Here is a 7,500-nt window from a genome sequence, read left to right as displayed (position 1 = left end):
TCCTGAAGGTACGGCCGTAAGGTTGAGATCTTCAGTGTCGGCCCCAGTGAACTCGCCAGCTTGTCTGGTGGGGTGATGGGTGGCTGGTCGTTGTTTGAGAACTACACAGTGGACGCGAGCATCTGTGGCCAAGTTTTTAAGGGCGCACGGTGGATGCCTTGGCACCAGGAACCGATGAAGGACGTGAGAGGCCGCGATAGGCCCCGGGGAGCTGCCAACTGAGCTTTGATCCGGGGGTGTCCGAATGGGGAAACCCGGCAGTCGTCATGGGCTGTCACCCACTGCTGAACACATAGGCAGTGTGGAGGGAACGAGGGGAAGTGAAACATCTCAGTACCCTCAGGAAGAGAAAACAACCGTGATTCCGGGAGTAGTGGCGAGCGAAACCGGATGAGGCCAAACCGTATGCGTGTGATACCCGGCAGGGGTTGCGCATGCGGGGTTGTGGGAATGAGCTTCAGTCGTCTGCCGGCGGCTGGGCGAGTCAGAAACCGTTGATGTAGTCGAAGGACATGCGAAAGGTCCGGCGTAGAGGGTAAGACCCCCGTAGACGAAACATCAGCGGCTTGCTTGCTCATCTCCCAAGTAGCACGGGGCCCGAGAAATCCCGTGTGAATCTGGCGGGACCACCCGCTAAGCCTAAATATTCCCTGGTGACCGATAGCGGATAGTACCGTGAGGGAATGGTGAAAAGTACCGCGGGAGCGGAGTGAAATAGTACCTGAAACCGTGTGCCTACAAGCCGTGGGAGCGTCGCTCATTGGGTTTACCCAATGGGTCGTGACTGCGTGCCTTTTGAAGAATGAGCCTGCGAGTTAGCGGTGTGTAGCGAGGTTAACCCGTGTGGGGAAGCCGTAGCGAAAGCGAGTCCGAACAGGGCGATTGAGTTGCACGCTCTAGACCCGAAGCGGAGTGATCTAGCCATGGGCAGGTTGAAGCGGAGGTAAGACTTCGTGGAGGACCGAACCCACCAGGGTTGAAAACCTGGGGGATGACCTGTGGTTAGGGGTGAAAGGCCAATCAAACTCCGTGATAGCTGGTTCTCCCCGAAATGCATTTAGGTGCAGCGTCGTGTGTTTCTTGCCGGAGGTAGAGCACTGGATAGGCGATGGGCCCTACCGGGTTACTGACCTTAGCCAAACTCCGAATGCCGGTAAGTGAGAGCACGGCAGTGAGACTGTGGGGGATAAGCTCCATGGTCGAGAGGGAAACAGCCCAGAGCATCGACTAAGGCCCCTAAGCGTACGCTAAGTGGGAAAGGATGTGGAGTCGCAGAGACAACCAGGAGGTTGGCTTAGAAGCAGCCACCCTTGAAAGAGTGCGTAATAGCTCACTGGTCAAGTGATTCCGCGCCGACAATGTAGCGGGGCTCAAGCGTACCGCCGAAGTCGTGTCATTGCAGCAATAGGGCCAACGCCCGCTGTGATGGGTAGGGGAGCGTCGTGTGCCGGGTGAAGCAGCAGCGGAAGCTAGTTGTGGACGGTTCACGAGTGAGAATGCAGGCATGAGTAGCGATACACACGTGAGAAACGTGTGCGCCGATTGACTAAGGGTTCCTGGGTCAAGCTGATCTGCCCAGGGTAAGTCGGGACCTAAGGCGAGGCCGACAGGCGTAGTCGATGGACAACCGGTTGATATTCCGGTACCCGCTTTGAAACGCCCAATATCGAATCAGGCGATGCTAAGTCCGTGAAGCCGTTCCGGACCCTTCGGGGAAAGGAAAGTGGTGGAGCCGACGAACCAGACTTGTAGTAGGTAAGCGATGGGGTGACGCAGGAAGGTAGTCCAGCCCGGGCGGTGGTTGTCCCGGGGTAAGGGTGTAGGCCGAGGGGTAGGCAAATCCGTCCCTCATATAAGGCTGAGACCTGATGCCGAGCCGATTGTGGTGAAGTGGATGATCCTATGCTGTCGAGAAAAGCCTCTAGCGAGTTTCATGGCGGCCCGTACCCTAAACCGACTCAGGTGGTCAGGTAGAGAATACCGAGGCGTTCGGGTGAACTATGGTTAAGGAACTCGGCAAAATGCCCCCGTAACTTCGGGAGAAGGGGGGCCATCACTGGTGATCGGACTTGCTCCGTGAGCTGGGGGTGGCCGCAGAGACCAGCGAGAAGCGACTGTTTACTAAAAACACAGGTCCGTGCGAAGCCGTAAGGCGATGTATACGGACTGACGCCTGCCCGGTGCTGGAACGTTAAGGGGACCGGTTAGTGACCTTTCGGGGTTGCGAAGCTGAGAACTTAAGCGCCAGTAAACGGCGGTGGTAACTATAACCATCCTAAGGTAGCGAAATTCCTTGTCGGGTAAGTTCCGACCTGCACGAATGGCGTAACGACTTCTCGACTGTCTCAACCATAGGCCCGGTGAAATTGCACTACGAGTAAAGATGCTCGTTTCGCGCAGCAGGACGGAAAGACCCCGGGACCTTTACTACAGTTTGATATTGGTGTTCGGTTCGGCTTGTGTAGGATAGGTGGGAGACTTTGAAGCAGCCACGCCAGTGGTTGTGGAGTCGCCGTTGAAATACCACTCTGGTCGTGCTGGATGTCTAACCTCGGTCCGTGATCCGGATCAGGGACAGTGTCTGATGGGTAGTTTAACTGGGGCGGTTGCCTCCCAAAGGGTAACGGAGGCGCCCAAAGGTTCCCTCAGCCTGGTTGGCAATCAGGTGTTGAGTGTAAGTGCACAAGGGAGCTTGACTGTGAGACCGACGGGTCGAGCAGGGACGAAAGTCGGGACTAGTGATCCGGCGGTGGCTTGTGGAAGCGCCGTCGCTCAACGGATAAAAGGTACCCCGGGGATAACAGGCTGATCTTCCCCAAGAGTCCATATCGACGGGATGGTTTGGCACCTCGATGTCGGCTCGTCGCATCCTGGGGCTGGAGTCGGTCCCAAGGGTTGGGCTGTTCGCCCATTAAAGCGGTACGCGAGCTGGGTTTAGAACGTCGTGAGACAGTTCGGTCCCTATCCGCTGTGCGCGTAGGAATATTGAGAAGGGCTGTCCCTAGTACGAGAGGACCGGGACGGACGAACCTCTGGTGTGCCAGTTGTCCTGCCAAGGGCATGGCTGGTTGGCTACGTTCGGGAGGGATAACCGCTGAAAGCATCTAAGCGGGAAGCCTGCTTCAAGATGAGTATTCCCACCTCCTTGAGAGGGTAAGGCTCCCAGTAGACGACTGGGTTGATAGGCCAGATGTGGAAGCCCGGTAACGGGTGAAGCTGACTGGTACTAATAGGCCGAGGGCTTGTCCTCAGTTGCTCGCGTCCACTGTGTTAGTTCTGAAATAACGAACAGCTGTGAAAACACCAGCGTTCTAAATTTCATAGTGTTTCGGTGGTCATAGCGTTAGGGAAACGCCCGGTTACATTCCGAACCCGGAAGCTAAGCCTTTCAGCGCCGATGGTACTGCAGGGGGGACCCTGTGGGAGAGTAGGACGCCGCCGAACAATCATTGTGGGAAAGCCCCGCACCTTATGGTGCGGGGCTTTTCTGCGTTCAGGGCCCGATCGCGCACGATCGCATCGCGCCGACCGGGGCCCTTGTGTCACCAGTCGGCGGGATAGCTCTTGAGAGTGCTCGTGTCCAGGGTCCAGCGGCCGGCGGTGACGACGTCCCCGAAGGCGTAGGGGACCGTCTTGCGGAATCGGATGCCGTCGGGCCCTGCCGAGGAGTCGCTGTGCACGGTGACGGTCCGCTTGTCCTTGCGGGGGTCCACGACGACGTACAGGGGAACCCCCATCCGGGGGTAGTCGTGGAGCTTGTCGCGGATGTCGGTGAGGGAGTTCGTGCGGGAGACGACCTCCACCACCATCAGTACATCGCGGGAGTTGACGACCTTCGCCGTGTCATCGGTGTCCTCCTCCGCGATGACCATGAGGTCGGGGACCTTGGTGAGGCCTGTCTGAGGGTCGCCCATGTTCGTGTCGTTGAGGGCCATGACCTCCGGTGTCTGTGCCTCGATCTGGCGGCGCAGACGTACCACGTTGAGCCCGTGAGGAGCCGTCGGGCTCATCATCGTGAGGAAGATCTGACCGTCGGTGGTCTGCACCTTCCACTGGTCCTCCTGGTGCTCGGCCAGTTCCGCGAGCTGCTCCGCGAAGTCGTGCATGCGGCGCATCTGCTCGGGGGTGAGGTCGCCCATGATTTCCTCCTGGTGGGTGCTCGACCAGACTATCCAGCCCGGTAGTGGTGAGGGATTGGCCTCGGCCCGCGCGTCCGGCCCGGCCTGGTGGAGGAGCAGCCGGTGAAAGGTCCGGCCGTCACGCCGTCACGCCGTCACGCCGTCACTCAGCCGCGGAGGGCGGCGTCGAGTTCGTAGTAGAGCGTGTCCAGCCGGCTGCGACCAGGGGTGCGAGCGGGCATCCGGCGCAGCAGTGCGCGGACCTCCGATGGGGCGTGCTCGATCGCCCATCGGATCTCCTCGTCGGCGCCCGCGGCATCGCCCGCCGCGTGCTCGCGGGCGAGTGCCCCGTACACGGCGGGCCCCAGTACGTGCTTCGACTGGTGCGGGGTGGCCAGCGGGTGGATGTACGGTGTCGCCGCTGCGTGGCTCGCGGCGCGGGCGGCGGCCGTGGCCGCCGGGTCGTCGACCTCGCGAGCGGCCGCGTGGGCCGCCCACGCGAGGGCGCGCAGTTTCGCGGTCCGCCGGGCGTCCTCGCGTGCGAAGGCCCGTATGCCTTCGATCGCCTCGCGAGGGCGGGCGTCGGCGGGAGCCTTCGCCTCGAACAGGGGGAGGGACCGCTCGACACAATCGGCGGCCCAGAATGCGAGTTGTCGGCGGTCTTCTTGGCTGATGGTCACCTCGTCCATGCGCCCATCATGCGCGGGTTCGGCGGCCGGTGGGCCTGGGCCGTCTCTTTCGGATCTTGCCGGGCCCGCGCTGCCCGGCACCGCACCTCGCCGCGTTGTCGGGCCTCCCGAGTGCGTCCAGTACGCGGGGGCCGCTCCGCTTTGCGAGGCTTCCCCTCGGCCCTGGCGCTACCAGTGCAGCCAGTCGGTGAACGCTTCCATCCGTTCACGGTCTGAGGTGTAGGGCTTTTGGTAGGCCCATTCCTCGAGCACTTGCCGTTGGTCTGCGGCCGCCAGGGCCGAATCCAGCATGGGCTGATACCCAGCTCACGGCAGGTCTGGCGCCAGGTGTTTCTTGACGTCGATGTGGACCAGCTCGCCGGTGGACCGGTCCAGGAAGGCCGGGGGCGGTTGGCCGTGCCGGGGGAGGATGCGGCGGGCGGTCGAGGGCGCGATGCCGCATCGGGCGGACAGTCGTAACGTGCCGATGCGAGGTTCCCGTCGAAGGCGGAGCACCTGCGTCTCGACCTCGACCTCGACCTCGATCTCGGCAGAGGTCCTTCGTGGCTGGTGGTGGGGGCGGCTGGAGCGGTCACCCATTCCGGCGATGCGGATCCGCCGGTAGCGACCGGCCCAGCGGGCCGCCGTGGTATGGCTGACCTGGAAACGTTCCGCGGCCCGCCGTACCGGCCAGCCGTCGTCCACGACACAACGGGCCAGACGAAGGCGCCCGGTCTCGGTCAGCGGGGCACTACGGAGGCCCTCACCCATTTCAAGAACCCAGCAGACCTAGGGGGCTTCGTGGAGGCGGGTCAGCAGGGACATCAGGAGCTCCCGCTCGGCCGGGTCGAGCGGGGCGAGGAACTCGGCGTTCGCCGCTTCGGCGAGAGCCGCGCAGCGGGCGAGTACGGCGGTCCCTTCGGGGGTGACGGTGACGGCGTTCTTGCGGCGGTCGTCGGGGTCCGGGGCGCGCAGTACGAGGCCAGCCTCCTGGAGGTGGTTGAGCATGCCGACCATGTCCTTGGGGTCGACGGCGAGCCGGCGGCCCAGGTCGGCCTGGGCGACGGGCCCGTACTCGGCGGTGGCCGCCAGCACCGCGTGGTGCATGAGCTTCAGCCCCTCCGCGGCGATCGCCGCCGTGACCAGCTCGCGGCCGCGAGCCGCGACGCGGCCGACGAGCCAGGAGGGCAGGGACTGGATGTGCTGCAGGGCCGAAGTCATGGTCACACCCTAGCGAAATTCATTGGGTGCTCCCATGATTCCGAGATATCGTTGGGGAATCCAATGAAAAGGCTCGAGGTCGGGGAGGTCCTGTGCTGCGCGTGCGCCATCAGGTGGGCGGTGGGCCGGAAGTGCTGTTCGCCGAGGAGGCAGAAGTACCCGAGGCGGGCGCCGGAGAGCTGCTGATCCGGGTCGAGGCGGTCGGCGTGACCCTGCCGACCGTGCGCAAGGTGCGTGAGGTGCGTGAGGTGCGGGAGGGCAGTGAGCCCGTCTCGTTCGGCGGCGAGGTGGCGGGGACCGTCGTCGCCACCGGCCCGGGCGTCACCGGTGTCACCGGCTTCACGCCCGGGGAGCGCGTCACCGGGCTGTGCTTCGCCGATGCCTACGCCGAGTACGCGGTACTCAGCACCGCCATGACCTCACGGATCCCGGCCGGGGTCGGCGCCGTGGAAGCGGTCGCGCTGGTCCGCAGCGGGCTGGTCGCCCGCGGTGTGCACGAGGCCGGGCGCGCGGAGCCCGGCGAGTCGGTCCTGGTGACGGCGGCGGCCAGCGCCGTGGGGACGCTCGCCCTGCAGTACGCGAAGGCCGGCGGGGCGGGACGCGTCGTCGCGGCCGTCAGCAGTGCCGACAAGGCGGACTTCGTCCGCGGCCTGGGCGCCGACGAGGTCGTCCTGTACGGGGATGCCGACTGGGGCGGCCCGTACGACGTGATCCTCGACGGGGTCGGCGGCGATCTGCTGGGACCCGCCGTACGGGCCCTGGCGACGGGCGGCCGCCTGGTGGCCTTCAGCTCCGGCGGCGGCACGGTGGAGGCGTACGAACTCCTGCTCCGCGGCGCCTCGTTGATCGGCTTCCAGATGCGGGCCATCGCTACGGGCAAGCCCGCACTGTACGAGCGCTGGCTGCGCGAGCTGTGGCAGCTCCATGCCGCGGGCACCTTGCGTACGGCCGTGCACGAGGAGATCCCCCTCGCCGAGGCCGCCAGGGCCCACGCGCTCATCGAGGAGCGCAGGAACCTCGGCAAGGTCGTCCTGGTCCCCTGAGCGGGGAGCCGGCCTCTACTGTCGTGGCATGGCGAGATATGCGGATCCAGGACTGGTCGACTGGGTGGAGTCCGGCGGGGGGCCGCTGGTGGCGGTGCCGGCCGACGTACTGACCCGGTGGGAGGGGGCGGACAGCGACGGCCCGGAATCCGACTACGACCGGGCCTGCGCGGTCGCCGGCTACGCCGGACTGCTCGCGGTGGGTCCGTCGCACGCGTTGGTACTGGGGGACGAGCCCTCGTCCACGGTGTTCCTCCCGGAGCACGGGGTCTTCGTGCGATGGCTGGCGGCCGAGTCGGAAGCCGAACTGCTGGGCAGCGTCGGGGCGGCGTTGGCGGATGCCGCCTGGGAGGAGGGACAGGTCTGGGACGTGCCGGGACCGGTCGTGCTGTTCGACTCCGCCTGGCCCGGCTCCGAGGTGGAGCCCGACAACCACGCGCGGGTGGATCT

The 7,500-nt window shown here is 64.4% G+C and carries 5 protein-coding genes, 2 rRNA genes and 1 pseudogene (1 of these 8 only partly in view); 4 read left to right on the top strand and 4 right to left on the bottom strand.

Features of this window, described 5'->3' with window-relative positions; translation table 11 throughout:
- The first annotated feature begins 126 nt into the window (after positions 1 to 126).
- Positions 127 to 3,250 (top strand): 23S ribosomal RNA (locus ACXNSR_RS18190).
- Positions 3,251 to 3,327: 77 nt separating this feature from the next.
- A 5S ribosomal RNA gene (gene rrf / locus ACXNSR_RS18185) occupies positions 3,328 to 3,444 on the top strand.
- A 98-nt stretch (positions 3,445 to 3,542) separates the two neighbouring features.
- Here the strand turns inward: rrf and ACXNSR_RS18180 are convergent.
- From ACXNSR_RS18180 to ACXNSR_RS18165, 4 genes and pseudogenes are all read right to left on the bottom strand, one after another.
- On the bottom strand, positions 3,543 to 4,139 hold the full coding sequence (locus tag ACXNSR_RS18180) for a Uma2 family endonuclease (protein WP_051880834.1): 597 nt from the start codon (positions 4,137 to 4,139) through the stop codon (positions 3,543 to 3,545).
- Positions 4,140 to 4,285: 146 nt separating this feature from the next.
- Positions 4,286 to 4,807, bottom strand: a complete 522-nt coding sequence (locus ACXNSR_RS18175) for a putative immunity protein (RefSeq protein WP_458643033.1) — start codon at positions 4,805 to 4,807, stop codon at positions 4,286 to 4,288.
- 542 nt (positions 4,808 to 5,349) lie between these two features.
- Positions 5,350 to 5,557: pseudogene (locus ACXNSR_RS18170) on the bottom strand (leucine zipper domain-containing protein); the annotation flags it as partial.
- 18 nt (positions 5,558 to 5,575) lie between these two features.
- The gene (locus tag ACXNSR_RS18165; protein ID WP_458643032.1) at positions 5,576 to 6,007 is read right to left on the bottom strand and encodes a MarR family winged helix-turn-helix transcriptional regulator; all 432 of its coding nucleotides are present in this window, start codon (positions 6,005 to 6,007) and stop codon (positions 5,576 to 5,578) included.
- Between the two features lie 92 nt (positions 6,008 to 6,099).
- On the opposite strand from ACXNSR_RS18165, the gene ACXNSR_RS18160 reads away from it, so the two are divergent.
- A complete protein-coding gene (locus tag ACXNSR_RS18160; protein ID WP_458643031.1) occupies positions 6,100 to 7,050 on the top strand; it encodes a quinone oxidoreductase family protein in 951 nt (316 codons plus the stop codon).
- Positions 7,051 to 7,078: 28 nt separating this feature from the next.
- A protein-coding gene (locus ACXNSR_RS18155; protein WP_458643030.1) for an Imm21 family immunity protein crosses the window boundary here: on the top strand, positions 7,079 to 7,500 show its 5' portion. Its footprint extends 100 nt past the window's final position; the window shows 422 of its 522 coding nt (coding positions 1-422); it begins with the start codon at positions 7,079 to 7,081; its stop codon lies off the right edge, out of view.

Source organism: Streptomyces sp. NC-S4 (assembly GCF_054353315.1).
Note: the sequence above shows the minus strand (reverse complement) of the source record. Positions and strands in the feature narration are given on the sequence as shown.